Annotated in this window: 18 protein-coding genes; 12 read left to right on the forward strand and 6 right to left on the reverse strand. The window is 69.2% G+C overall.

Going from position 1 to position 23396, the window contains the following annotated elements:
- Positions 1-3: 3 nt before the first annotated feature.
- The 9 genes from Q664_RS26885 (at position 4) to Q664_RS26925 (ending at position 10640) form a co-directional block, all read left to right on the forward strand.
- On the forward strand, positions 4-609 hold the full coding sequence (locus tag Q664_RS26885; protein WP_152622362.1) for an IPT/TIG domain-containing protein: 606 nt from the start codon (positions 4-6) through the stop codon (positions 607-609).
- A 23-nt stretch (positions 610-632) separates the two neighbouring features.
- Positions 633-1670 (forward strand): hypothetical protein, encoded by a 1038-nt coding sequence (locus tag Q664_RS26890; protein WP_043401825.1) that lies wholly within the window; start codon positions 633-635, stop codon positions 1668-1670.
- 40 nt (positions 1671-1710) lie between these two features.
- Complete coding sequence (locus Q664_RS26895; protein WP_052518706.1) at positions 1711-2223, forward strand: cupin domain-containing protein; 513 nt, start codon at positions 1711-1713, stop codon at positions 2221-2223.
- A 145-nt stretch (positions 2224-2368) separates the two neighbouring features.
- Complete coding sequence (locus tag Q664_RS26900; protein ID WP_043401827.1) at positions 2369-3277, forward strand: NlpC/P60 family protein; 909 nt, start codon at positions 2369-2371, stop codon at positions 3275-3277.
- Between the two features lie 789 nt (positions 3278-4066).
- Positions 4067-7192 carry a tetratricopeptide repeat protein gene (locus Q664_RS26905; protein ID WP_052518707.1) on the forward strand — a complete coding sequence of 1042 codons (3126 nt, stop codon included), beginning with the start codon at positions 4067-4069 and terminating at the stop codon, positions 7190-7192.
- A gap of 21 nt (positions 7193-7213) precedes the next feature.
- Positions 7214-8095, forward strand: a complete 882-nt coding sequence (locus Q664_RS26910) for a sigma-70 family RNA polymerase sigma factor (protein ID WP_043401830.1) — start codon at positions 7214-7216, stop codon at positions 8093-8095.
- A 232-nt stretch (positions 8096-8327) separates the two neighbouring features.
- A complete protein-coding gene (locus Q664_RS26915; protein ID WP_043401833.1) occupies positions 8328-8948 on the forward strand; it encodes a hypothetical protein in 621 nt (206 codons plus the stop codon).
- A gap of 79 nt (positions 8949-9027) precedes the next feature.
- Positions 9028-9771 (forward strand): hypothetical protein, encoded by a 744-nt coding sequence (locus Q664_RS26920; RefSeq protein ID WP_043401836.1) that lies wholly within the window; start codon positions 9028-9030, stop codon positions 9769-9771.
- Between the two features lie 47 nt (positions 9772-9818).
- Complete coding sequence (locus Q664_RS26925; protein WP_043401839.1) at positions 9819-10640, forward strand: hypothetical protein; 822 nt, start codon at positions 9819-9821, stop codon at positions 10638-10640.
- Between the two features lie 131 nt (positions 10641-10771).
- On the opposite strand, the gene Q664_RS26930 is transcribed toward Q664_RS26925, so the two are convergent.
- From Q664_RS26930 to Q664_RS26940, 3 genes are all read right to left on the reverse strand, one after another.
- Positions 10772-11428 (reverse strand): hypothetical protein, encoded by a 657-nt coding sequence (locus tag Q664_RS26930; RefSeq protein WP_043401842.1) that lies wholly within the window; start codon positions 11426-11428, stop codon positions 10772-10774.
- 345 nt (positions 11429-11773) lie between these two features.
- Complete coding sequence (locus tag Q664_RS26935) at positions 11774-12715, reverse strand: endonuclease/exonuclease/phosphatase family protein (RefSeq protein ID WP_043401845.1); 942 nt, start codon at positions 12713-12715, stop codon at positions 11774-11776.
- A 381-nt stretch (positions 12716-13096) separates the two neighbouring features.
- Positions 13097-13552, reverse strand: coding sequence for an SRPBCC family protein (locus tag Q664_RS26940; RefSeq protein ID WP_052518708.1), 456 nt, complete (start codon positions 13550-13552; stop codon positions 13097-13099).
- Positions 13553-13773: 221 nt separating this feature from the next.
- On the opposite strand from Q664_RS26940, the gene Q664_RS26945 reads away from it, so the two are divergent.
- The gene (locus Q664_RS26945; protein ID WP_043401849.1) at positions 13774-15489 is read left to right on the forward strand and encodes a DUF885 domain-containing protein; all 1716 of its coding nucleotides are present in this window, start codon (positions 13774-13776) and stop codon (positions 15487-15489) included.
- On the opposite strand, the gene Q664_RS26950 is transcribed toward Q664_RS26945, so the two are convergent.
- Entirely contained in the window at positions 15470-15919 is a 450-nt protein-coding gene (locus Q664_RS26950) for an inorganic diphosphatase (protein WP_043401892.1), read from the reverse strand. The two genes, Q664_RS26945 and Q664_RS26950, sit on opposite strands and share 20 nt — an antisense overlap.
- Positions 15920-16119: 200 nt before the next feature.
- Here Q664_RS26950 and Q664_RS26955 point away from each other — a divergent pair, with 200 nt between their 5' ends.
- On the forward strand, positions 16120-17772 hold the full coding sequence (locus Q664_RS26955; protein WP_052518709.1) for a S8 family serine peptidase: 1653 nt from the start codon (positions 16120-16122) through the stop codon (positions 17770-17772).
- 47 nt (positions 17773-17819) lie between these two features.
- On the forward strand, positions 17820-19121 hold the full coding sequence (gene fliB / locus Q664_RS26960) for a flagellin lysine-N-methylase (protein WP_043401853.1): 1302 nt from the start codon (positions 17820-17822) through the stop codon (positions 19119-19121).
- A gap of 5 nt (positions 19122-19126) precedes the next feature.
- Here the strand turns inward: fliB and Q664_RS26965 are convergent, their stop codons facing one another.
- Together Q664_RS26965 and Q664_RS26970 are read right to left on the reverse strand one after the other, a co-directional pair.
- Positions 19127-22273: a poly(A) polymerase gene (locus tag Q664_RS26965; RefSeq protein WP_043401856.1), complete on the reverse strand. Its 3147-nt coding sequence runs from the start codon at positions 22271-22273 to the stop codon at positions 19127-19129.
- An 88-nt stretch (positions 22274-22361) separates the two neighbouring features.
- Positions 22362-23396 (reverse strand): HEAT repeat domain-containing protein (locus tag Q664_RS26970; RefSeq protein ID WP_235216885.1); only part of this gene is annotated, 1035 nt, incomplete at its 5' end.

The raw sequence follows: 23396 nt of genomic DNA on the forward strand, positions 1-23396 counted from the left end.
CCCATGCTGGTGAAGTTCATCCACGACCTCACGACCAACGAGAAGCTGCAACGCGCGTTCGCCGAGAACCCGAAGAAGACCCTGCAGCAGGCGGGCCTCTCGGCGAAGCACCAGGCCCTCTTCAAGAAGAGGGATCCCCAGCAGCTCAGCCAGGCGCTGATCGACGAGCTGCGCATGAGTCCCTTCACCGGCTTCTGGTTCGCGCCGGCCATCAGCCTCACTGGCATCAGCCCGGCGTCGGGCCGCCAGGGCCAGACGCTCGAGGTCACGCTCACCGGGCAGTACTTCACGGACCCGATGAAGGCCGACATCGAGAACAACACCCAGAGGGTGCCCATCACCATCCAGAAGGTGAGCGGAGCCGCCGAGCCGAAGAGCCAGGCCACGGGCACGCTGGCGCTCGCCGCGAACCTCCCCACGGGGCCGTACACCGTCCGCGTCACCTCCAACACGCAGGCGAGCTCCACGCTCAGCATGGGCTTCACGGTGAACGCGAGCAGCGGCAACACGCGCGCCACCCCCTCGACGAAGACGAGCCCGGCCCGGAAGGCCTCCGCCGCGAAGAAGGCTCCGGCCCGGAAGACGCGGACGAAGACGCCGAAGAAGTAGGCCCACCGGACTGGAGGCCCGCCGTGGTTCCCTCGGTCCCGAAGACGTTCGCCTGGCTGGCACCGCGCGTTCCGGAGGTGCTCGTGCCCCGGCGGAGGATGGCCCGCTTCAAGCCCCTCACGCACCGGCTCCCGTCGCTGCGGAACTTCTCCTTCGAGTGCCGGCTGGATGCGGAAGCCTCCCAGGTGGACTTCATCGGGACCCTCACACCGGCCTGGGGCGGAGACGAGCTGGCACGCGAGATGGGTGCGGCCCCGCCCGAGCGCTCCGGCCCACACTGGGACGGCGTCCGCGCGTTCTGCGCCGAGTGGGCACCCGAGGGCAGCCCGCTTCACGCGGAGGTCCCCTGCATCTGGCTGGAGTTCGACCACGACCGGCCCGCGCCGCATGAGCCCCAGCCCTTCACCACGGTGTGCGTGCAGCCGGACTACGTCCACCACCGCCTGACACGAGGCGCGCTTCCCGAGGGTCATCCCATCCGCCACACCGTGTGGCGCTCACTGGAGCTGCTCGCGCGGGGCCCGCTGGAGCCGGAGGTCCGCCGCGCCCTCGCACGCTGCTTCGAGGCGATTCCCACGGGGGGCGCGCTGTCGCACGTCGCCCCCACCTACGTCCGGGGCACGCGCTCCATCCGGCTGGTGCTGACGATGCCCTCTCGGAAGGTGTGGGCATACCTGTCCCGCCTCGGCTGGCCGGGCCGGCGCGCCGACGTGGAGCGCATGCTCGAGCCCTTCCAGAGCTCGAGCGAGGTGGAGCTCTACCTCGATGTGGCGGAGGGCCTCCTGCCCTCGGTGGGCATCGGCATCGGGCTGCTGGAGCCGGACGAGCCGAGGATTCCCTTCGTCTTCGACCGCCTCATCTCATGGGGCATCTGTACGCCGGAGAAGCGCGACGGTGTCGTGGCGTGGCTCGGTGAGGACACGCGGGTGCTCCTGCCGGGGCTCCGCACCCCGAGCCAGCTCCTGCGCTGGGCGATGCTCAAGCTCGTCCACCGCCCCGGGAGGCCGCTCGAGGCGAAGGTCTACCCGGAGTTCCACGTCCGGCCCACCTGGTTCGACTGAATCACGGGCATGATGGGAGGTCCCCCACCCGGAGGCTCCCATGTCCGAGAAGAAGCCCGCGGCGGCGAAGACCCCGCTCTCCCGCGCCGCCGACCGCCCCCTCGCCACCGAGCAGTCGCAGCAACATCCGCTCAACCCGAACTCGGAGGTCAGCGGCCACTCGTTGAGCGAGCTCGTGGGTCTGCGCCACACCGGCGTGCACCTGTTGCGCATCCCTCCTGGCAAGGAGTCCTTCGTCTACCACTCGCACCAATTGGAGGAGGAGTGGATGTACGTGCTCTCCGGCCGGGGCATCGCTGAAATCGGCGAGGAACAACACGAGGTGGGCCCGGGCGACTTCCTCGGCTTCGCCACCCCGTCCGTCGGACACCACCTGCGCAACCCCTTCTCCGAGGACCTCGTCTACCTCTCCGGCGGCGAGCGCCGGGAGATGGAGGTCGCCGACTTCCCGCGCCACAACAAGCGCATGATCCGCGTCGGCGGGAACGTCTCCTTCTGTCCGCTCGACCAGATGGAGACGTTCACCCTTCCCGAGAGCGAGGACCCATCGTGACCGCATCAGCGTGGCCCGTCCCTTGACCTCCCCGGCCCCCTGGATATCCACTAGACCGGAAATTCAAGTTATCTTATAATTCAAGAAATAATCCGGAATAATCGACTGCATCCCCCCTCTGTAGCACCCGAAAGGATGTCTCAGAATGCGCTCGTCCTACCGTTCCACGGCGTTGGCGGCCGTCTCCGCGCTCGTCGCGTTCCTCGCACTCACGCCGTCCGCGCATGCCGACTTCACCTTCTACAGGACCGGGCCGCACACCGGGGCCTGCTGGGTCAAGGTGAACGCATACGGCGGTGTCTATCAGGTCAGCAACGTCCTGCTGAATGGAACGGGCTCCTCGCACACCGCCACGGTGCAGAACTTCCGTCCGGGAGTCGGGCTGCAGTCCAGTCAGACCTACACCGCGGCGCCGGGCGAGTGGAAGGGCGGCGACATCGCCCACGTGGCCATCGTCCCCGGCGATGAGTTCCGGTACTACCTCAACGGCACGCTCGTGGCGGGCATCCCGGCAGGCGGCATCCCCTTCTACATGCAGCATTGCAAGGTGGTGGAGTCGCCGTCCGTCAAGGTCCGCCAGGCCATCTCCTACGGTCTCGCCGCGCTGGACGCTGTCTACACGGGAGCCTGCGCGGGGTCGTACCGGTTCGGCGCGGCTCCCACCACGGGCATGTGGCACTACGGCTCGAGCTGCGGCAGTGGGCAGGGCAACTACTACCAGCCCGCGGGCGTCAGGGGCTTCGACTGCTCGGGGCTGGTGTACAAGATGTTCCAGTATGCGGGCGTGTACTTCCCCTGGCAGTCCTCCTCCGCGATGAAGTCTGGCATTCCGCAGATCTCCAAGGCCTATATCCAGGTAGGAGACCTGCTGGTGAAGAATGGCCATGTCGCGGTCTATCTGGGTGACGGCGACGGGGATGGCATTCCGTCCGTCCTGGAGGCGACGCCGGAGTGGACGAACCCGGATGGCAGCAAGACGGGCGTCATCATCTCCGACGCCTTCAAGTACCTCAACGACTCGGCCTATACGGCGCACCGCGTCCCCGGAATCTGAGGGGCGCGGCGGTCCGCGGGCCCGGGCCACCCGGGCTCGTGGAATCGGACTGGCAGGTGCGGAGCGCATCCTCAGCGCCATCCACCCATCTACCGAGGACTGGTGCTCCAGCGGCACGTCCAGCAGCAGTGGGCGGCCCGTGTGCAATCGCGCCGTGAAGGTGAGCAGGAAGCGCAGCAGGCGGTACGGGGCTCTCCTCTGGCAGCGCGGGCGACAATTCGTATGGCCAACGGGGGGATGGCTCCCAGTACGGTTCCCGCTCCGTCGATGGCGTACTCGTCGCCTACAATCGCGCCCATCGTCCAGAGCAGGTGTGGAGCGTTCATGCGGCTGCGGTTGTCGCAAAGCACCCCACCCAGCAAGGCCTGATGGTCATCGAGATCTTCGCCAACGATGCGAACGATGAAGCGGAACTGATCTTCAAGGCGCACTATTGCAACTCCGTGGGCGGGTATGCTGCCTGCGCTCTCGGTCGGCTCGTACCGGGTTGAAGCGTATAGGCGAAACGGGAGCCTGTTGAGGATGAGGGCTGGAGCCGAGGGGGGCGAGGAAGGCCGCTCTGGGGGGCCAGCGCAGCTCGCCATCTTCCACGACGAAGACTTTGAGCATGCATGTAACTTTACAGCGAACACCTCGGCTCGTGACCCATCCGCGACAACCTCCTGCGCGCGCACCTGGAGCGGACGCACCGCCGCGCGCGTCCAGCCGGCCGTCACCGGCCCATCCCTTTTTCTCGCGGAATTTCCGTGGAATATTGTTCCCGGTCTTTTTCTGGATGACCGGTATCCCATGTCTGCCTGCCCCGACGAGAACGAGCTGGTGGAGGGAGCACGGGGACTCCTGTCCGCGGAGGCCAGGGCAAGGCTGGAGGCCCATCTGGACGGGTGCGCGGCCTGCTGCGCGGTGATGGCGGGCCTGGAAGTGGACAGCTCCCCCCCTCCCGTGAAGGACAGCGGGCGCCAGGCGCCAGCCGGGCCCGGGGAGGCGCCCCAGCCGGGAGCGCACGTGGGCCGCTACGTGCTGCTGCGCCGCGTGGGCGAGGGCGGCATGGGCGTGGTCTTCGCCGCGTATGATCCGGACCTGGACCGGCAGGTGGCGCTCAAGCTGCTCAAGCCCGGGGCGATCGCGAACGAGCAAGCGCGGGGGCGGCTGGTGCGCGAGGCCCGGGCGCTGGCGCGGCTGTCGCACCCGAATGTCGTCACGGTGCACGACGTGGGCACGGACGGGGACACCGTCTTCCTCGCCATGGAGCTGGTGCGGGGGCGGACGCTGCGCGGCTGGCTGGAGGAGACACCCCGGCCCTGGCGTGAGGTGCTGGCATGCTTCCTCCAGGCGGGCCGGGGGCTGGCCGCCGCGCACGCGGTGGGGTTGGTGCACCGCGACTTCAAGCCGGACAACGTGCTGCTGGGAGACGACGGACAGGTCCGCGTCACCGACTTCGGCCTCGCCCGGGCCACCCCCGCCGCCGGGGCGCCCCCCGGCCCACCCGCTGGAGACATCCCGCCCACGGAGGCTCCCCCCCGCAGGGGTGACAGCGTCGGAGTCCGGCTGGGGACGCCCGCCTATATGTCCCCGGAGCAATGGCGGGGCGAGCACGCGGACGCGCGCAGCGACCAGTACAGCTTCTGCGTGGCGCTGCACGAGGCGCTCTTCGGCCAGTGGCCCTCCAAGGCCGGCCCGGCACGGACGCGTGCCGGAGCGGAGGCGGGGCCAGCGGCGCGCGGCACGGGCGTCCCCGGAGCCGTGCGGCGGGCCGTGCTGCGCGGACTGGCCGAGGAACCCTCCGAGCGCCACTCCTCCCTGAACGCACTGCTGACACGGCTCGACTCCGCCCTGCACGCGCGCCGCTGGCGCTGGGCGGCGGCGACACTGGCGGTGGGCGTGGTGGCCAGCGCCGCCACGGGCTTCATCCTGGCGCGAGGACAGGCCGCGCGGGAGTGGTGCACCGGCTTGGAGGCCCGGCTGGCGGGCACCTGGGACGTGGCGCACCGCACCCGGCTGGAGCAGCGCTTCCTCCAGAGCGGGCTGCCCGCCCCCGACGAGGCCTTCCACTCCACCGCGCGAGCCCTGGACGCATATGCCGGGGCCCTGGTGGCACAGCAGCGGCAGTCCTGCGAGGACACGCACGTGCGGCGGACCCAGTCCGAGCGGCTGATGGACCTGCGCGCCGCGTGCCTGGATGGCAGGCGCGAGGCGCTCCACACCCTGGTGGTGCTGCTGGAGGAAGGGGAGCGGGAGGCGCTCTCGCGGGCACCCGAGGCGACGCGGCAGTTGCCCTCGCTCTCCGCGTGCGAGGACCGGGCCGTGCTCGCCCGCGTGGATCCGCTGCCACAGGCTCCAGCGGCCCGGGCACGGGTGGCGGCGTTGCGCCAGGAGCTGGACGGGCTGCACATGCGCTTCGCGGCCGGCTTCCACACGCGCGAGCTGCCCCGGCTGGAGGAAGTGGTGAAGGAGCTGCGTGCACTGGGGCATCGGCCCACGCTGGCGCGCGCGCTCCACCTGCTGGGCGAGGCACAGGACTCCGCCGGGCACTACACCGTGGCGCGCGAGGTGCTGGAGGAGGCCGTGCGCGTGGCGGAGGCCGGGCACGACGACGAGACAGCCGCGCGCGCCTGGAACCGCCTCCTGAGTATCGAGGGACATGGACTGGGCCTGGTGGCGGAGGCCCAGCGCACCGCGCGCATGGCGGAGGCCGCCCTGGCGAGGCTGGGGCCCGAGGGCGCTCCGGAGGTGGCGGCGGAGATGTACCGCTTCCGCGCCAGCTTGAGCCACCGGCAGGGCGAGTTCGCGCGGGCACTCACCGACTGCGAGCAGGCCCAGGCCCTGCTGGAACGGGTGCGCGGACCGCAAGATGTGTCCCTCACCGACACCCTCTCCTGCATGGGGCTGGCCCTCAACGGGCTGGGGCGCTACGCCGAGGCGGCCGGGCACTACTCGCGCGCCCTGGGACTGGTGGAAGCCGTGTACGGGCTCAACCACCCGTTGCGCGCGGTGCAGCTCAACAACGTGGCCACCGCGCTGCGGCTCCAGGGGAAGGTGGCCGAGGCGGTGTCCCTCCATGAGGAGGCGCTGGCCCTGGGCGAGCGGCACTTCGGGCAGGCCCACCCCAGCACCAGCATGCTGCGGGTGAACCTGGGCGACGCGTTGGCCAAGCAGGGCCGGCTTCAAGAGGCGCTGCCCCATTACGAGCGGGCCCTGACCATGCTGCGGGGTGCGGACGGCCAGCAGCTGCGCGCGGCGGCCGTGCTGCTCAGCCTGGGCAACGCGCGGGCGGACCTGGGGCAGTTGAGGCAGGCGGAGGCGGCCTACCGCGAGGCGCTCGCCCTGCAGGAGGCGCGGCTGGGCCCCCGGCACCCGGACGTGGCCCTGTCACGCAACAACCTGGGCTCGGTGGCGCTCGACGCGGGCCACCTGGACGAGGCCCGCGCCCACTTCGAGGCGGCGCTCGAGCTGTGGGAGGCGGCGCTCGGCCCGGAGCATCCCAAGGTGGCCAGCGCGCTGCACAACCTGGGACACGTGGCGCTGCGCCAGCAGCAGGTGCGCCGGGCACTCGTCTACCTGCGAAGGGCACTGGCGGTGCGCGAGAAGGCGCTGGGGGTGGAGCATCCCCGTGTGGTGCAGACGCTCGGCCTGTTGGGCCTGGCGCTGGTGGAGGCAGGCCAGGCCCAGGAGGCGCGCGAGCTGCTGGAGCGAGCCATGGCGCTCTCCACGCGGCTGGAGCTGGCCCCGGCCGACGTGGCCCGGGTGCGCTTCGCGCTCGCCCGTGTCCTCTGGTCCTCGCGTGGGGAGCGGGCGCGGGCCCTGGCCCTGGCTCGCGAGGCCCAGGCCGCCTATCAGGGGGGCGGCTCCACCCAGGCGTCACGGTCGCGTGAGGTACGCAATTGGCTGGCCGTCCGTGAGGTGTCTCGAAGGTAGGCCGCCGAGGAGGTGGTGAGCATGCCGTCCGAGCAGACCGAGTCCTTCCTCTCCCATGCGCCACCGGCGCTCGTCCCGGCGCTGCGGGCGCATTCCGGCCTGGAGGCCGCGCTCGAGGGCCTGGTGCGGGAGGCGCGCGGGGCCTGGCCGGAGGTGCACATGGATGTCAGCGGCTTCCTGTCGTATGTGGCGCGGCGGCTGCCCTCCTCCGGCGAGGCCCATGAGGTGCTCGCGAGCCCGCGCGCGGGGGACGCCTTCCTCGCCTTCGCCTGCATGCGAGGTGACGCGCGGGCCTTGGAGGCGCTCGACACACGGCTGCTGTCCCAGGTGGGGACGTGGCTGCCACGCGAGCCGCCCGCACGGGTGGATGAGCTGCGGCAGTTGCTGCGCCAGCGGCTGCTCGTCCCGGAGGGCGGTGCACCCCCCAAGCTGGCCTCCTACTCCGGCCGCGGTCCGCTGGAGCAGTGGGTGCGGGCGGTGGCGCTGCGGCTGCTCATCGACCAGCGGCGAACCACGCCCAGGGAAGTCCCCCTGGAGCAGGCGCCGGTGGCGCTCGCGGAGAGCATCGGCGTGAACCCCGAGCTGGCCTTCATCCGGCAGCGGCACCAGGAGGACTTCCGCGTGGCCTTCCGCTCCGCGCTGGCACGGCTGGACAGCCAGGATCGCAACCTGCTGCGGCTGCACCACGTGCACGGGCTGTCCGTGGAATCGGTGGGGGCCACGTACCAGACGTCCCGCTCCACGGCGGCGCGGTGGATCGTCCGGGCCCGGGAGCGGCTGATGGCGCTCATCCGCGAGGAGCTGACCACGCGGCTGGGGCTGACGCCCGACGAGCTCAACAGCCTGCTGCGTCTCGTCCAGAGCCAGCTCGACGTCAGCCTGCACCAACTGATGGCGGACTGACGCGCCCCCCCCCGAGGCACCCGTCAGCCGGAGACGGCGGAAAACGAAGAAATGGGACGAAAATCCCCTTTCCCCGTCCTTCTGGTGGACGCCGGGATGAACCGGGTTCATTCCTCCGAGGTCCCAGGCGGCACCCCGGGGAACACGAACATCCCGTTGTCCGAGCCATCGACTCCTGCTGTCTGACTTGAAAACGCTCTTCACCCGAAGAGCAAAACCAGGCGAGAAAATCATGCTCATGAGGAACGCGGGCCTGCTGGCCTTGACGTCGCTGTCTCTGTTTGGCTGTGGTGGTGCGGACATGGACCTGCCGGATGGTGACTACGCGCCGCCCACCGAGGAGGCGATCGCCTCCATTCCCCAGGGGCTGACCCGGGGTGACGTGGACTACCGCGCCTGGCAGTGGGTCAACGTGGGCATGCTGTACTGCCAGGTACCCAACGGGCAGTGGGACAGCTTCTGTGGCTACACCTGCAACCGCACGGGGGCCTCGAACACCGCGCAGTGGAATCCGTACCGCTCTGACTGCTCGGGTCTGGTGTCCTGGGCGTGGGGCGTTGGCGCGCCGGGCTGGAACACGAACACCATCTTCAATGACACGACGCAGACGCAGCGCGTGGGCTACTGGGACATGCAGATGGGTGACGCCATCACCACCCACAACGGCAGCAGCGGCCACACGATGATCTTCCACGGCTGGAACGCCGATGGCTCGGCCCGCGTGTTCCAGGAGCTGCGCTGCGGCCTCAAGGCCCAGGACGTGAACATCCCGTTCGTGAAGAACGCCGATGGTTCGCTGCGCTGGGTCGCCGACGGCCGCACCTACTGGCCGGTCCGCAAGAAGGTCCTCTGAGCCGCCCCGCTGTTCCCACCGGGGCTGGAGCGCATGCTCCAGCCCCCCGCCGTCCTCCCGTGCCCTGTTGGACCTGACCATGTACGCCGATCTTCCCCCCGCCTATCACCTCGTGTTGGCGCAGGCCCCCACTCCTCCCGCCTCGCAGCGGTTCGAGGTCCCACCCCAGCGGGCCGCCGAGGTGCGCTCGCCATCCCTGCCGGGCCCCCCTTCCATGCTGGTGATTGGAACCCCGGAGGCGGCGTTCCTGTGGCCACTGGCCACCCTCACCCCGCCGGACACCGAGCAGATGGTCATCTCGGCGAAGCTGGTCCATCCCGCATGGAACAAGCGCAAGCCCCCCTTCTCCTCGGACGGTTACATCCTCGAGGCGGCCGAGCCGTTCGAGCTCTCCGCCGTGCGCGAAGGCACGCTCAAGAGCTTCAAGGTCTCCATCTCCAGGCCGGGTGCGGCCAGCCCGGAGTGGAAGGACGTGGAGGTCCAGGTGAAGGCCGTCCCCTGGCACAGCCAGCTCGTGCCCAACAGCGCCACGGTACCGCGGCTGCTCTACCGGCTCTTTGGCTCGCCCGGCGCCACCTTCCTCGTGCACGAGTTGTCTGGCAGCCCGGACTTCCACCACGTCGTGCGGGTGAAGTTCAAGGACCGGCGCTTCACCCAGGAGGAGCTCTCTCGAGGCCTGCTGGTGGATGTGGAGGACCGTCCCAACGTCAAGGGCGCGAAGCTGCAGATGGGTGACGCTCCCAAGGGCTCGCTCCTCGATGGCAAGCCGGTGAAATTCAAGGTGGAGCGGGAGCTCCTGTTCCGCGAGGTCGGAGTTCCCTGACGTCATCAACAACCCCTCGCCGTTCTCACCCCCCCAAGGAGAATCCCATGCAGTCTTCCTTCAAGCGGATGGCCGCCACGGTCGCGGCCGCCATGCTCGGCACCCTGTTCGATCCCGCCTCGGCGCACGCGGGTACCCGGTTCGCCCCCACCACCACCGACACCGGCCAGGTGTATGACCTGGTGATCGAGTACATGTTCAACAACGGGGATGCCCTGCACTTCGGCTCGGATCCCAACCAGCTCCAGCAGGACTTGTTCGAGGGCGCGCCCATCAACAAGCTCTACTACGTCAAGCAGACGAACACGACGTTCTGGGAGCGCTTCGGCATCTCCGACACGGCGATCGCCCTGGAGCGGGATACCACCGCGCCTCCGGGCTCGCCGAACAACTCCTATGACGCCACTCCGCATGGCAGCATGTGGATGCCCCGCGTCTGGACGGTGGGCCAGGAGACCAGCTTCAGCACCACCATCAAGTGGTTCGACAAGAGCACCTGCCGTTACACGGGCCGGCAGGATCCGTGGGCGCACGGGCGGCACTTCCTGCGCTACCAGGGGCCCCTCGCCATGGGCGGCAGCCTCGGCACCATCGATGTCGTCATCATCGACCGGTACCACTGGATCTCCGACAACCCGGGCACGGCGGAATACTACAACAGCCCCGAGGCCGAGCGCTTCTGGTTCGCCCGAGGCCGCGGATGGGTACGCTGGGACTACTTCACCAACCGCACCACCGGGAAGTGGAACTACTCCGACCCCACCAGCCTGCTGAACCCCGGCGCCACCCAGACGGTGCTGTTCACCACCAACAGCCCCAACAACAACTCCAAGACGCCCAACAAGGTCTGCAACTCCGGCGTGTACTGACGTCCGGGAGACCCCACGGCAGGTGAGTGAACGGCCCACTCCGCTCTTGGATGGGATGTCTGAGGCCGGCAGGCAGCAGGGGGGCGCCGTGAAGCACGCAGTCAGCGCGCCCCCTGTTGTGGAGCGCGGGCTCAGTAATCACAGCCCACGGAGTTGACGACCTCGGCGGGGACCCCTGGAGCGAACACCTGGATGACGGACACCTTGCCATCCAAGACCCGCTCGCTGCCGCTGAGCCAGGGGTGCTGCCAATAGCTCATGGCGAGGTTTTCACCGGAGGGGAGGTCCGTCTCGAATGAGCCAATGGTCTTCGACACGATGGTTTCATACCAGACCTTGTAGTAGGCCCTGTCCGTGAATAGGCACTCCACCGGCGAGTGGGGGCAATCGCAGAGGACGATGAGGGTCCCCGGGGGAATATTGCGAAGCACCATGGAGCGTGCCTCGTCGTTGGGGATGCCGATGTTGGTCCCCGCCGCGGTCAGATCATAGGAACGGAATTCGCCGTTGGGGGGCAGGTAGACCTTGCCCAGTGAGTCCTGGGAGGCATTATTGCCCTCGAAGAATTCGATGTGGGGAGGGACGGGCCCTCCACCTCCCCCCCCGCCCCCGGGTTCGCAATCCTCGCAGACCGCGGCCTGCTTCGCGGTCGAGAGCACCTGCTCGACGGGAGCAGAGGCCTCCTCGAGGCTCCCACAGGCGGACAAAACGAGCGCCGCACCGAGAATCATCACGCCACGCGCCTGCAACACTTCGGCCCGGCTCCACTTCCTGGATGGCTTCATCATGGTATTCGCCCTCGGCTGAAGGCTTTCAACAGGATTGGTGAAAGCCTTCATGCGGGCCTGTGTAACAGCACGGGTGTGACGGGAGCGTGACGGGAAGCACAGGAAGGACTGGGCCCCTGTCGGGCGGACGCAGTGGGGTTGGGGGCGGGAGTCAGGAGGGCCCCGAGGAGGCCCTCCCGTCGCGCTCCAGGCCCCCCCCCCCGCGCGGCCTCCTTGGGTACACGCCAGCCCCTGCCGCCCTCCGAACAGGTGCGCGGCAGGGGCCTGGGTGAAGGCCATCTTCAGGACATCCACATCACCGCAACCCAGGGCGAGGCGCTCGCCGCCGGCATCAAAGCGACTTCGCTACTGAAAGTTCACCCAACCCTTTATCAGCCTATGAGTGGAGGTCGGTGGGTTGCCCGGAGAGTAGATGTTCGTCAGCGCCAGACCGGTGTGACCGTTCACGCCCACGTTGCCAGCGAAGATGTAGTCGTATTTCGCCCAGTTGCCATTCGTAAACTGGATCGTCGGCTGGCCGTCGCGGCAAAGCTTGTTGGCCCCGCAGATTGGGTCGTAGGAGTTGTCGACTTCCCAGAAGACCTTATTGGTGTTGACCGAACCGTCAGGGTTGACGCGATAGATCCTGTCCATCGCCAACGAGTCGGGCTTGCTGTTGAAGTCGCCTGTCAACACGACCCGGCGCCCCGCCTGAACGAGTGGCTTCAAAATGCTGTTGATTCTGGTGGCTTGTTCGGCACGGATTTCGAAGTCCTGGGCGTCCGAGACGCTGGAGTGGCCGCTCCACAGGTGCGTCGTGCAGAAGGTGAACAGGCCAGGCGTCGGCATACCGGGTACGTCCGCACAGAACAGAGTGAATTCCCTGCCGCCTGGATAGCCCAACTCGCCGTGATACCTGCCCATCACAGGCAAACGGTAGGCGTGCAGGGCCATAGGGCGATTCGCGGCGAGAACCAGGCCCAGGTCGCCGTCGACGCCGCATTTGTCGACGTCTCCCTCGCTATACTTCGACATCGGAATGAATGCGGTATGCCAACCATATTGCGCGAAGAAGGCCTGGAACTCCGCGAAGTCGGCGGAACAGACCTCCTGCATCGTCGCGACGTCGGCACCGTTTAGAACCTGGTCTCTCACTCCGAACCAATCCGGATAGTTGTCGGTGCGTTCACCGGTGATGTTGTGATTCACCACCGTGACCGTGTAGGCGGCCTCGGAAGATGCGGGCATGAGCCCCATGGATAAAACGGATGCCATCGTCGCGAGCGTACGAGTGACTGAGAACTTCATGTTCGGGACCTCCAGGGTGAGGTCCGCATTCTACCGAGCAGTGCGGGTGGACCGGTAGCGAAGCACCCGTCGCGCCTTCGGTCCGTGATGGCGGAGGGCTCGCCGCGTATTGCCCGACGAGGGGTCCAAGGGGACCGCCTCCATTTTCTTACGCCGTGCTTACGGGTGGTTGGCAGCTTCATCCATCCGTGTTGCACGTATGTCGCGTGCGGGCGCAGAGGGCCGGTCGAGAACCCCGACCGGGCAGGCGCTGCAGGCCCCGGTTCCTCTGAAGGGCATCGTCATCACGAGCAACAAGGTGTGGGGCATCTCCAACGACAAGCGCGTCTTTCTTGTAGATATCTGATCTGCGCGAGTTGCTCGTCGCACCGGACCTGAACCTCACGTCGCCTGGAGCGGCTGCGGCGAGGAAGCGGACTCCAGGAGCCGCCGCAACTGCCCGAGGTCCTCCTCCAGGTGCTTCCGGGCGGTGCGGACGAAGAGCGGCGTGGTGAGGGTGAACAGGCCACCGAGCCGGGCCTGCGTGCGGAAGACCACGCGCGTTCCCTCCGGGGTCGGCTCGAACAGGCGCCAACCCATCACCTGGATGTGCGGGATGCTCGCCCGGAGCACCACGCGCACGGGAGGCTCGTACTCGAGCACCTCGACGGGCACATGCGCGCGCCGCCCGAGCAGGTGCACCCGCTGGATGAGATGGACTCCGACCCCCAGTGGCCCTGTCGTCTCCACCTGCTCGACCACCGCGCTCCAGTCCGGGTCGTTCTTCGGGTCACTCGCCAGCGCGAAGACCTCGTCCAGAGGACGCCGGATGAGCACGCTCTGCTCCAGTTCGACCATCTCGCCCGCCTGCCTCCCCTCGGGGGACCCGAGCCCCCTCGAAAGATGGGCTGTCCGCCGTGTCCTGTCCGAGGCGTCACGAGCGGTGGCCCGCTCGCATGGTGTGCATCCAGGCGATCCCGGGCCCGAGGCACCCGGTCCGTGGAAGATGGAACAGGTCCCGGACCGTCCAGGGTCCGACACTCCACCCACCCCTGGTGCTGTGACTAACTTCAGGGGCCATGAACAAGGCCTCCTCGCCCGCTCTCGAGACCTTCCTGCGGCTCCGTGCCTCGTTCTTCGAGCGCTACCTCGAGACCCAGCCCGAGGAGGCCACCACCCTCGGGCTCCACCACCTGGATGACCGGCTGAAGGATCTCTCCCCCTCCGCGCTGGGCGACGAGTACGCCTTCCACCGCGAGGTCCTCGCGCGGCTCGAGCACCTCGCCCCCGAGGAGCTCCCCCCCGACGCCCAGCTCGACCGGTTGGCGATGCTCGACGTCACCCGCTTCCACGTCCACACCTACGAGGACCTGCGCGGCCACCGGCGCAATGTCGAGCTGTCGACCTATCCGCACACCATGCTGCAGTACCAGCTCGGCCAGGCCGAGACGGCCGGGGACTGGGCCGCCATCGCCAGCCGGGCCGCGCGCATCCCCACCTTCCTGCGGCAGCAGGAACAGTTGCTCGCCGAGGGCGTCGCCACCGGAGAGGTCCCGGACCCGCACATCGTCCACGACTTCGCGGAGGACCATCTCCCCGTCATCGAGCGGTACTTCGAGCACCTCCCCGCCCTGCCCGGTGCGCACCAGGTGACACTCTCCGCCGCGGAGGCCCGGCAGCTCCAGCAAGCCTCCCGCGAGGCCCAACGGGCCTTCACCGCCCACCGCCAGTTCCTCCGTGAGCACGTCCTGCCGCGCACGCACGTCCCCGTGGTGCTCGGCGAGGACGAGTACCAGTGGCGGCTGCGGTACATGTTCGGCCTCACCGCCTCGCCCGAGGAGCTGGTGCGCCAGGCCGAGGACGTGCTGGAACGGGCCCGGGAATCCATCCTCCAGCTCTCCGGCCAGCTCGCCCGGGAGCTCCCCGGCGCCCCATCCACCCTCACCAACCTGGGAGAAGCCCGGACCCTGCTCCTCGAACTGGAGACGGAGCACCCGGAGCGGGACGAGGACGTCATCCCCCTCTACCGGGAGCTCATCGCGCGCGCCGAGCGCTTCATCCACGAGCGGGAGCTGTTCAACGTGCCCGAGGGCCTCCGGTTGGGCCTCAAATCGCTGCCGCCGGGCATGGTGGACGTGCGGGGCACCAACTGGCCCGCGCCGCTGTTGGACCCGCGCAAGGTGGGCTGGTTCGTGCTGGCCCCCATGGCGGCCGCGCACCCCACCGTCTGGGCGGCGCTGCTGGCCGTGCACGAGGGCATCCCCGGCCACTTCCTCCAGAGCGTCGCCTGGCAGCGCGCCTTCTCGCGGCACCCCGCCCCCGTGCGCTTCCTCCTGGTGACGGACCACGTGGCCATGGCGCGCGGCCACTTCGGGCCCATGCTCAACATCGAGGGCTACGCCACCTACGCCGAGGAGCGGATGCGGCGCGCGGGCTTCTACACCGCCGCCGAGGCCCTCACGGCGCTCGTGGCCCGGGCCCTGCGCGCCGTGCGCGTGGTGGTGGACATCGGCCTTCACACCGGGCGCATGACGGACGAGGCGGCGGTGCGCTACCTCATGCACCACGCCTGCATGCCGGAGCCCAACGCGCGGCGCGAGGTGCTCCGCTACAAGCGCATCCCCCTGCAGGCCATCACCTACCTGCTGGGCGCGCTCGACTTCGAGCGGCTGGAGGAGGACTGCCGCCGCGAGCGCGGGAGCCGCTTCGACGAGGCCCACTTCCACGACGAGCTCTTCTCGTTCGGCCCCGTGCCCCCCGCGCTCCTGCGGCGCTTCATGCTGACGGGCGCGTGACGTCCGGGAGCCAGCCCACGAAGCGCGTGTCCGCGCCCCGCTTGCCTCGCACGAAGTGCAGCACCCGCTTGAAGAGGGCATAGACGCGGAAGAAGGTCTCCAGGCCCGCCCGATCCACGGGCCTCAGGGGCTTGGTGCTGCAGATGACCTTGGGGTCCGCGCAGCCCGCGTCGAGAAAGGCAATCACGCCCACCACCGGCACACGCAGGCGCTCGCCCCGGCGCAGACGCGGACCGAGCACCACCACGTCCAGGGGATCTCCATCCCCCGAGCCCAGCCCTGGAATGCAACCGTAGTTGTAGGGACACGGCAGGGGGGAAATGAAATCCACGCCCCCATCCGCGCGCCGCTTCACCACGGAGAAGCGGGGGGACTCGATGAGCACTTCGGGCTCGCGCGTGAGCTCTGGAGGGAGGGAGAAGTCGGACACCCGCGTGGTGTAGCACGGCGGGGCCGCCCGCTCGTCCTGCAAGCAACGGAACCTCCTGGGCTCTGTGCACCCGGGTACTCCGTGCCTCGGGAAAATCCAGGCCCCCCTGGCCACTGCCCCCGCTTCTGCCCACCTCACCCCGACGGCGGCAAAGGAGGGCGATGATGAGGCGGGGATGGGCATTTCTCGGGCTTCTGGCCATGGCGGCGTGTTCGGGCGGGGAGGATGTCTCGAAGCTGGAGAAGAACACGTGCGCGGATGTGCACGCGGGCACCCTGCCCACCCGGTCCGAGGCGAGCGATGGCCGCGAGTCCTTCCTGGTGCGCTACCGCTCCGGAGACCGGGTGAGCGCGGCCGCGGTGCGGCGACTGGGCGGCCAGGTGACGGCGCAATACCGCTCGGTCCCGGCGGTGGCCGCGCGCCTGACGCCCGAGGAGCGGGCCCGGCTCGCCGCGGATCCGGACGTGGAGCTCATCGAGCCGGACGTGCAACTCAAGGCGCTGCGGCTGCCCACGACGAAGGCGGGCTCCGTGGGTGAGTACACCGGCTCGGTGCGCATGGTGCAGGCCCCCCAGGTGTGGGACGCCAACGAGGACGGCGAGCTCGACACGGGAGCGCCCGTGGGCGAGGGCATCCGGGTGTGCGTCATCGACAGTGGCCTGGATCGGCGCCACCCCGAGCTGACCATCCCCTACGTGGGCGGCTACGACTTCGTGGACGAAGACGAGGACCCGAGCGACGAGACGGAGGGCGTGAGGGGCATCGGCCACGGCACGCACGTGGCGGGCATCATCGCGGCGCAGCTCGCCTCGGGAGGCGCGACCCTCTCGGGCATGAACCAGGGCGGCATGGTGGGCGTGGCGCCCGGCGTGGAACTGCTGATCGCCCGGGTGCTCAACGTGCACGAGACCGCCAGCATCGGCGCGGTGCTCTCCGCGCTCGAGTGGTGCGTGAAGAACAACGCCCGCATCGCCTCGCTGTCGCTCGGGGCGACCATGGACCTGGGGAAGACGGCGCGAGACGCCTTCCAGGCCGCGCAGGACCAGGGGCTGCTCCTCGTCGCGGCATCGGGGAACGACAGCAGCCCGGACCATGAAGCCCCCCTGGGCTACCCGGCGGCCTATCCGTCCGTGCTGGCCGTGGGCGCGGTGGACAGGAACGGGGAGGTGGCCTCCTTCTCCAACCGGGGCAATGGGCTGAGCCTGGTGGCGCCCGGAGTGGACGTGCTCTCGTCCATCAGCATGCAGGCGGCCACGGTGTCGTCGCTCGACGCGGAGGGGGCGGAGTACAACTCCCGCTCGCTCTTCTTCTCACCGCCGGGTGAGTACTCGGGGACGCTCGTCGACTGTGGCCAGGGCGAGGCCTACGGCTGCAAGGGCTCCACGTGCGATGGCTTCGTGGCCTACGTGCGGCTGACCGGGGACTCGAGGGCCTCGCGCGCCGCGCAGAACGTGATGAAGCAGGGCGCGCGCGCCATCATCTTCGGCACCGACTACTCCGAGAACGAGTCCTGGATGAAGTTCCTGGATGGACCGGGGCTCTCGTGGGTGCCCTCGCTGGCGGTGGGCCGGGAGTCGCGAGCGGCCGTGCTCGATCAATTGGGCAGGCCGGTGCACGTAAAGCTGAGGGGCGTGGACTACGCCGAGTTCCCTGGTACCTCGATGGCCGCGCCGCATGTGTCGGCCGTGGCGGCGCTCGTGTGGAGCGCGCGCCCGGAGCTGACGGCCGCCCAGGTGCGCACGCTGCTGGAGCGCACCGCGAAGGACCTGGGTGACACGGGCCATGACGCTCGCTACGGCTACGGGCTGGTGCAGGCCAAGGCGGCGCTCGACGCGCTCCAGCAGCTGCCGTGACACCTGGATGTGACGGCCGGCGCGTCGAGGTATGATCCCGGCCGTTCATGTCCACCGAGCCCCTCCTGCTGCGCTACATGACGCGCTTCCGCTGCATCGCGGAGCGCTGTGAGGACACCTGCTGCACGGGCCTGCGTGTACCGGTGAGCGAGCCGCAGTGGGCGCGGATGCGGGCGGCGGTGGCGGGCAGCGCGGAGGAGTCGGAGCGCCTGCACCGGTGCATCACTCCGAATCCCGGTGGAGCCGCCACGGAGCACGCGTTCATCGAGATGCGCCCGGACGGGCACTGCCCCTTGTTGGACACGGAGCGGCTCTGCTCGCTCCAGCGCCGCCACGGGGACACGGTGCTGCCGGACATCTGCGCCACCTTCCCACGCGCCGTCACCCGGTGGGGCGAGCGGGTAGAGGTCTCGGGGACGCTGGCCTGCCCGGAGGTGGCGCGTCTGTGCCTGCTGGAGGAGGACGCGGTGGAGCCCGTGCCCACGCCCCTCGCGGCCTCGCACGTTCCCCGGCCGGAGACGGCGAGACACATCCCCGCTGACGCGGAGGACGCCTGGGCCTTCCACGCGGAGACGGTGCGCGAGGCCCTGCTGCGGCTGCTGCACCGGCGCGAATATCCCCTCGCCTCGCGGCTCGCGATGCTCGGGCACCTGGCGCACGGGCTGGACGGCTTCTACTTCCGGGGCACGGAGTCCTTCCGGGGAGAGGACAGTGAGGCGGCCGAGGCACGGTTGAACGAGGTGCTCCAGCGCTTCGATTCGCCGGACGTGCTGGAGGCGGTGCACCGGGACTTCTCGGGGCTGGCGCTTCCGGGAGGCCCATGCGTGGGCCTGTTCAGCTCGGTGCTGAGGGCGCGGATGGCGGCGGGACGAGGCGAGCGCTTCTCCTCCCTCGCCCGGAGCGTCCTGGAATCACTCGGGCTCCAGGAAGGCACACCGGGAGAGCTGGACGCGGCGTGGCGCACCTACGCGGAACGGTGGAGCCACCTGGAGGCCCTGCACGGCGCGCGGGTGCGGCAGTACTTCGACAACTACGCCGCGCACTTCGCCTGGCGCAACCCGCTCATCGACGCACCGGGCCTGCTCGCGTACGTGTTCCGACTGGCCCTGCGGGTGGGACTGCTCCGCCTGACGCTCGTGGGCCATCCCCGGGTGGCGGAGCTGTGCCAGGAGTCCTCCCCCACCGCCGAATCACAGGAGCAGCTGGACCGGGCGGCGGTGGAGACCTTCCAGCTCGTGGCGAAGCACGTGGAGCAGGCACCGGACTTCCTGGCGCTCGCCGATGGGCTCGTGGGCCCGGGGCGAGGCGCGGACACCCTGGGCAAGGTGCTCATCTTCGCGACGTTCTGAGCGGCTCAGCGCGGGGCGAGCTCGAGGGAGAGCACCGCCCCGGCAGGCCGGTGGCTCCACTCCTGGAAGGACGCACGGAACTCGTCCATCGTCCGGGCGAGTGCGCTTCCGGGGCGTGAAGACAGGGCCTCGTGGCCGCCCGGGTCACGAGAGGAGAGGCCAATGAGGAAGGGGCCCTCGGGTGCCGCGTTCGGGAAGGGCCGGGCGAAGAGCCTGCGGTCCGCTTCCAGCCGGTACACCAGCGCCGTGAGGTGCCCGAGCACCCAGCCCGAGGCCATCTCACGTGCTTCGGGAGAAGGAGCCTCGACGGAGACGCGCAGCCGCACGGGCAGTTCCTTCTCGAGGTCCACCGGCTCGAACAGCGCGGCCCAGGCCGCCTCCGTCCCCTCGGCTCGAGCCCGACGAACCACCTCGCGCGCCCGGGAGAGCTCGTCGCGCAGCACCTGGAGCGTCGAGCGCGACACGTTGCGCGCGGTGTTGCGCGGCGGCAGCGCGGGAGCCACCACCGGCATGAGGTCCCTCCGGTCGCTGGTGCGGTAACCCGCGGTCCCGGCGGTCAGCGTCACGGGGCGAGGCCACTGCCAGGCGGAGAACGTCTCGAAGAAGTACGCGAGCAGCCCGCTGTCCGAGCGGATGGCCTCGCGGGGTGCATTCGTACACGCCCAGGCCACCAGCACCGACCAGGACAACCCACCCAGGTAACCCAGGGCATGCGAGTACACGCCGCGTGCCTTCGCCCAGGAGCGCACGGCGCGAAGCACGGTGCGGAAGCGCTCGGCTCCCGCGCCTTCGTGCTCCACGGAGTCGAGCAGCGCCCGCGTATCGGTCCACCCGTTGAGCGAGCGGAAGCCCGGGGTGTCCAGCCGCTCGCCGTACCGCGCCAGCAGCTCCGTCGGAGGACAGGGCTCCACGCCTTCGGGCCGGCGCGCGTACGACACATCGAAGTGGACGCCGTTGAGCGACAGCTTCACCAGGGGGAGCGCGGCATCGGCCACGAAGCGAGCGGCCGCGGGGCCTTCCTGCTCGGCCACGAGCCGGGTGAGGGCCTGGGCGAAGTCCTCGCGGGAGAGGCTCGCGGGCCCGACGGCCACCGCGTCCACGTCACTCCCGGCGTTGTCCGTGCCGAGCAGGTACGAGCCGTACGGGAGGAGTTCCGCGCCGACCCGGGCGCACAGGGCCTCGAGCCTGCCCACCACCGCCTGACGCGCTTGCCGGGTCTCGGAGGAGGGCCACTCTCCGCGAGCCGATAGCACGGTGCGGAGCACATCCTTCTCCTCCGCGGAGGTACGGGCACTCCTGGACGGCGCTGGAGGGGTGGAACGGGAAGCCCCGGAACGTGACCTTCCACCGAGCGGCACGCGCTGGCGGATTTCGAACGGGCCATCCCCCCGCTTGCTGGTGAGACACACGTCGCCCACCTCGAAGCGGATGGGACGCCAGTCCCGCTCCCAGGTAGCCAACGTGCGCCGGATGGTGGCGGCCGGAGCACGCGGGAGCTGCCCGACGGTCAGGTGCGGTGTGAAGTCGAACTCGGGCTCACGGCCCCGCGACCCACCTTTGGGGAAGACCTTCTCGAGCGCGGCGTGCAGGGCCTTCAGCGCACCATGCGGACGATCGTCGGGACGAAGCCAGGCCGTCACGTCGCTGCTGTGCTCGAAATACCCGAAGCCCGAGAGCATCACCTCGAAGGGCTCGATGCCCTGGAGTGCTTCCGTGATGAGCGCCTCCGCCTCGCCGAAGGAATCCTCGGGCACGAAGGGGAAGAGCAGCGTCACGTGGGGCATCCAGCGCGCGAACTTCGAGTCATGCACCGCACGCAGGGCCTGGATGGGAGCCCACACCTCCTCGGGAGGGACGATCACCAGGCACGACTGGCGGACGAGAGGCTCCGTGAGAGGCCGGCGCGTGGCCCTGGGGAGCGCGAGAGCCGGAGCCTGAACGGAGGCGGCGCCCCGCTTCAGCACACAGCTCAACCCGAAGTGGTCCGACGCGAAGAGTGCATCGCCGCCGGGACCTGGGGGACCCGAGAGCGGCGCCTCGGCGAAGAGCCCCACCTCGTGCGGAACGAGCCGTCCGGAGGCCGAGCGTACGAGCACGCGATCGAGACGCTGACGCCGGCCGGAAGTGGTCGTGAGCGCGGCGAGCGTGTTGCGGGAGGGATCGAACGTGTACCCCGCGTCACCGGGCCGCAGCGCCGTCCAGACATCGACGAAACCCGCCTTCTGGAAGTCCTGGACCTCGGGAGCATCGTCGCCGAAGTTGAAATCACCCACGAGCGCGAGGTCAGGAGACTCGCCAAGCGAGTGGGCCCATTCGATGAGGGCCTGGACCTGGACGGTGCGCGCCTTGGCTCTCACGGGATCGCGATTGCTCGTCAGGTGCGGCGTGGCCACCCAGAGCGAACCATCCAGGAGCGCGAGCTCACCCGCGATGATGCGCTTGTCACGGGAGAAGACGCACTGACTCAGCGAGGCGAATGGATACCGGGAGAGGAGGACCTGTCCATAGGGCTCGACGGTGGAGGCATCCGGTCCGTCCGAGACGAAGTAATGCTCACGCACCCATTGCTTCTCGAGCAACGCGCGGAGGAAAGGCGCGGTGACCTCCTGCAAGGCGATGACGTCGGCATCGACCGAGCGCAGCAGGGAAATCGTCGCGGCGGTCCGCCGGTGCGTGGCGAGCAACTCCGGATCGTACAGGTCGAACAGGACGTTGAACGTGGCGAACGTGAGCTCCGCGGGAGCGGGCCGGGCCGCGGTGGAAACAGACTGTTCCACCGCGACCCAGGCATTGGCTCGTGCGTCGTAGCGATAGAGCGGCAGCGGGGTGAAGCGGGGGGCAGCCTCACGGGTAGCAGCAGGAGGCGGCGGAGGCGGAGGCGGAGGCACAACCTCTTCCGAGGTCTTGAAGGTGAGGGAGGATAACCGGTCGATGCGTTCCCGGCGGTCCCACACCAGCTCGTGACCGCGTTTGAAGTACCAGACGCGGTGCCAGGGAATCTCCCCATCGGGAGCAAACGCCCCGAAGGGCATCTCCTCCATGGTTTCGCCATGCGCGTCGTAGCCGATGACGAACTCGCGCGCGTCGAACCGGGGGTCCCACCGGATACGGTGGTACACCTCACGGCTGGTCTGGAATCTGTCCTGAGACATGGAAGCACCCTCGCATCAGCGGGGAAAAGCCCCCACGCGCCCCACCCGACGCCCTCCCCTCGCCGGTCCTGACATCATCAAAGGATGCTCAGCCCTGTGAGAAGCCGCGCAGCACTCGCGAGGCCTCCTCGAACACCTTGGCGAGAGTTGGCTCGGCTGGACGGTGGGCTTCGAGAAGCGCGGCGTCCTCTGGGCGCCCAACATGCTTGAGCACGACCGCGGCTCCCAGAGAGCAGCTGGGGTCGACCGAGACCACCAGCCTCCGGGCCAGGGTTCGCAACTCGGTACGAACCTCCTCCGGAAGCGAGGGGAACACCTGCTCCTTGTACAGCAAGAGCAGGGAGAAGAGGCGGTCGCAGTACCTGGAAGCTTCGCCCTCGTGGCGCACGGCATCCTCGACCATGGACGCCGCCGCGAGGATGAAGGAAGGCAACGTGGCAACCAGTGCCAGTGGCAGCTCCGCGTCGAGCACCGTGACGACCCGAGTCTTGCGTTCCACCGGTACCGAGGGCTCGCGAGCCCACGTCAGGAGCTCATCCGGAGTCTTCTCCAGAAGAACGTGCAGACCCTCCAGGAGGCCCCAGTCCTTCGGGTCCATCTGGTCCAGACTTCGCCGCAGGATGGGCAAGAGGTCCGGGTGGCGTCTCTTCCAGAGTGCGGTTGCCACCGGGTTCACGTCTCGCGGTTCCGGTCCGGCCGCAGCCAGTCGCTCCAGCTTTCGGACAAGCGCCCGCCGTGCATCGGCGTCTTCGATCCGTCCCAGAGCCCTGATGATCTCCTCGACAACGGAATCCCCGTCGTAGTCCTCCCGAGCCTCTTCGAGAGCAAGCTGCTGCTCCAGACGCCTGGCGCTAGCGGAGCCGCCCAGCACCCCCAGACCAAACACCGCTGCCTGTCGTACGAGCGCATCGGAGTCCTCCAGCATGGCTTCCAGCGCGCCCCTGGCGCTCGATTCCGTTCCGATCCTTGAAACCACCTCGCGAGCCCGCTCCTCCTCGCCCCAAGAGCACGCGTCCACCAGTTCGGCCTGAAATTGCTCCACGTCTGTCCCGCGAGTCATCTCACACCTGTTCATGGAAAGCTGACGCCTGGAGGCACGTACCGTCGAACCAGGGTGCCACTG

It is taken from the genome of Archangium violaceum Cb vi76 (genome assembly GCF_000733295.1).
Lineage (GTDB): Bacteria > Myxococcota > Myxococcia > Myxococcales > Myxococcaceae > Archangium > Archangium violaceum.

Bases quoted from the DNA above. Each gene is read 5' to 3' on its own strand.
- Q664_RS26935 (WP_043401845.1), bottom strand. From the start codon at position 12,715: ATGAAGTTCTCAGTCACTCGTACGCTCGCGACGATGGCATCCGTTTTA.
- fliB (WP_043401853.1), top strand. From the start codon at position 17,820: ATGTCCACCGAGCCCCTCCTGCTGCGCTACATGACGCGCTTCCGCTGC.
- Q664_RS26965 (WP_043401856.1), bottom strand. From the start codon at position 22,273: ATGTCTCAGGACAGATTCCAGACCAGCCGTGAGGTGTACCACCGTATC.
- Q664_RS26885 (WP_152622362.1), top strand. From the start codon at position 4: ATGCTGGTGAAGTTCATCCACGACCTCACGACCAACGAGAAGCTGCAA.
- Q664_RS26915 (WP_043401833.1), top strand. From the start codon at position 8,328: ATGCTCATGAGGAACGCGGGCCTGCTGGCCTTGACGTCGCTGTCTCTG.
- Q664_RS26895 (WP_052518706.1), top strand. From the start codon at position 1,711: ATGTCCGAGAAGAAGCCCGCGGCGGCGAAGACCCCGCTCTCCCGCGCC.
- Q664_RS26920 (WP_043401836.1), top strand. From the start codon at position 9,028: ATGTACGCCGATCTTCCCCCCGCCTATCACCTCGTGTTGGCGCAGGCC.
- Q664_RS26940 (WP_052518708.1), bottom strand. From the start codon at position 13,552: ATGGTCGAACTGGAGCAGAGCGTGCTCATCCGGCGTCCTCTGGACGAG.
- Q664_RS26910 (WP_043401830.1), top strand. From the start codon at position 7,214: ATGCCGTCCGAGCAGACCGAGTCCTTCCTCTCCCATGCGCCACCGGCG.
- Q664_RS26945 (WP_043401849.1), top strand. From the start codon at position 13,774: ATGAACAAGGCCTCCTCGCCCGCTCTCGAGACCTTCCTGCGGCTCCGT.
- Q664_RS26925 (WP_043401839.1), top strand. From the start codon at position 9,819: ATGCAGTCTTCCTTCAAGCGGATGGCCGCCACGGTCGCGGCCGCCATG.
- Q664_RS26905 (WP_052518707.1), top strand. From the start codon at position 4,067: ATGTCTGCCTGCCCCGACGAGAACGAGCTGGTGGAGGGAGCACGGGGA.
- Q664_RS26900 (WP_043401827.1), top strand. From the start codon at position 2,369: ATGCGCTCGTCCTACCGTTCCACGGCGTTGGCGGCCGTCTCCGCGCTC.
- Q664_RS26955 (WP_052518709.1), top strand. From the start codon at position 16,120: ATGGCGGCGTGTTCGGGCGGGGAGGATGTCTCGAAGCTGGAGAAGAAC.
- Q664_RS26930 (WP_043401842.1), bottom strand. From the start codon at position 11,428: ATGATGAAGCCATCCAGGAAGTGGAGCCGGGCCGAAGTGTTGCAGGCG.